This window comes from Oliverpabstia sp. (assembly GCF_022785585.1).
Taxonomy (GTDB): Bacteria; Bacillota; Clostridia; order Lachnospirales; family Lachnospiraceae; genus Oliverpabstia; species Oliverpabstia intestinalis.
This window is the reverse complement of sequence record NZ_JALFPR010000007.1, coordinates 1-2097: the sequence shown is the minus strand read 5'-3', so window position 1 is coordinate 2097 and position 2097 is coordinate 1. Positions and strand designations below refer to the sequence as shown.

Annotated in this window: 4 protein-coding genes; all 4 read right to left on the bottom strand. The window is 45.5% G+C overall.

From position 1 onward, the window contains the following. Positions 1–242 (bottom strand): hypothetical protein (locus MSA64_RS00290; protein ID WP_287890060.1); only part of this gene is annotated, 242 nt, incomplete at its 3' end. A gap of 15 nt (positions 243–257) precedes the next feature. Beyond that, positions 258–446: a hypothetical protein gene (locus MSA64_RS00285; protein ID WP_287890058.1), complete on the bottom strand. Its 189-nt coding sequence runs from the start codon at positions 444–446 to the stop codon at positions 258–260. Between the two features lie 10 nt (positions 447–456). Continuing rightward, positions 457–840, bottom strand: coding sequence for a TnpV protein (locus MSA64_RS00280; protein WP_235232800.1), 384 nt, complete (start codon positions 838–840; stop codon positions 457–459). Next, positions 837–2097 (bottom strand): DUF4368 domain-containing protein (locus MSA64_RS00275; RefSeq protein WP_287890056.1); only part of this gene is annotated, 1261 nt, incomplete at its 5' end. The genes MSA64_RS00280 and MSA64_RS00275, both read right to left, overlap by 4 nt.

The following is a 2097-nucleotide window of genomic DNA, read 5'->3' as shown; positions in this document are numbered from 1 at the left end:
ATTTCAACCGTACATGGCAGGAGATAAAACAGGAAGCCAGCCAATACCATTTTCAGGCATTCCCCGGAACTTTCCAGCCCCAAGCCATAGCTTAGCAGGGCGGTCAGAAGAAAGATTCCTGCAATTACCCGGAAGATGACTGCTGATATTCCTGCAAGGAACTCCGCAAACAGTCTTATGACTCCCAGAGCAACCATCACAGGCAGGAACATGATTTTAAAAATAAAATGTATGGCTTTCATCCTGTCTTCTCCTTCCTATCCGGCATTTCTGTTCACATAGTTTCGATACTTCTCAAGTACGGAATCTGTCACACCGTTTTTGTAGATTTTCCGAATATCTATGATCTCTTCGTCCTTTAAGAGTTTCAGCCATTCCAGAAGGTCTTTCCGGCTGTTGGCGAAATTACAGCACCGACCATCTGCATATTCAATCCGGTATCTCATAAGCATCCCCCTACACATAAACCAGTTCATTCAAAATAACTTCATCCACTCTGTTGCGGATGTTATTTACCCTGCGGAGCCATTCCATCTGGTCTTTTCCCTTTAATTCCTCTGTGACACCCTCTGCTTCCATCATCTGATCCATCATGTTATCCCTGCGTTCCACACAGATTTCATTCAAATCAGCAAGATACGACCAGAGCTTCCCAGTCAGCATCAGCTGGGAATACAAAGCTTGCCGGTAGTCTTTCAGAAAATTCCTTCGGAGGCTTCCATAAAAACCAATATCCCGGGGTTCTTCCGCCACACGGATCAGCGGGATATAATAATCTCCCACAAGGATATAATCCAGTCCGTTCTTTTCATCATGTATCATCGGTTTCAATTCTTTCATGCATTTGCCACCCCTTTCTTTGGTTCTGCAGCCGGAAGCATCGACACTGGAACAAACACACCTTTCGCAATATCTTCCTGCCGGATTGCTTCCTTCTTCGCCTCGATCTCGGCTTTTCTTTTTTCTTTTACTTTGTCTTCGTATTCTTTCTGTTTTCCATTTGCCTTCCGCCTCAGATAATTCTGGTGCAGCCTGTCCTTCCTGGCTTCTCGCTTTCGTAATTCTTCTTCCTCTTCCGTCGTCAGCTGGACTTCTCCAAAATGCGGTGGAAGATACCTTCCCACAAAATTAAAATAAATCTCAATCTCCTGTGTGGTCTGCTGGCTTCCTTTCCTGTCCCTCTCATGCACCAGAATCTTTTCCACGAACTCATTCAGCATATATGTGGTCAGTTCATCAAAATTCTGATATTTGTCCACCAGTGCAATAAATCTTTCCGCAGACCGTCTGCCATTTTCATATCCGGCTACCTCTGCTTCCAATTCTGAAATTTCCGCTGTCAGTTCTTTCTGTTCTTTGGAATACTGCCCATCAAGGACTGCGTAACGTTCGTCCGGCAGCTTACCGAGGATATTATCCTCATATATTCGGCAGATCAGTTTTTCCAGTTCCTGCAGACGCTTTTTCGCTTCTGCTATCCTGTTTTTCAGTCTCACGATTTCACTGGACTGCTGGGAATTCTGTGTTGTCTTCACTGTCTCAATGAACTCTTCCCGGTTCAGATGGGAATATTCTGCGATAGCTTTCAGCAGGTCTTTTATCAGCTCCATCACAATATCCGCATTAATCCTGTGCTGTGTCGGGCAAAGTGTTCCAACCGGAACCTTGCTATATGCAGAACAGGTATATTGTGGGATTCTTTTCCCATTATTTACCCGGTGCACATACATTTTTGCCCCGCAATCGGCACAATACATCAGCCCTGTCAGTGGATGTGCTTCTCCCCATCCGTCCGGGTATCTGCGGACATTCTTCCGGATTCTCTGGACATTATCAAAGGTTTCCTGATCAATGATCGCTTCCTGCGTGTCCTCAAATACTGTCCAGTTATCTTCTGACACATAATGGCTCTTTTTGTCCTTAAAATGCTTTCTGGTCTTGAAATTAACAGTGTGACCAAGATATTCCCGCTTTTTCAGGATCCCTGCCACCGTCGACGAACCCCACGCATAGGGGTCTTTGATCTCGTCCACTCTTCCCTGCCATAATCCTGCCCCATGCCTTGCCATGTGTACTGCCGGGATCTCCACCTGATCT

Coding starts and splice junctions, on each gene's coding strand:
- MSA64_RS00285 (WP_287890058.1), bottom strand. CDS start 446: ATGAGATACCGGATTGAATATGCAGATGGTCGGTGCTGTAATTTCGCC.
- MSA64_RS00280 (WP_235232800.1), bottom strand. CDS start 840: ATGAAAGAATTGAAACCGATGATACATGATGAAAAGAACGGACTGGAT.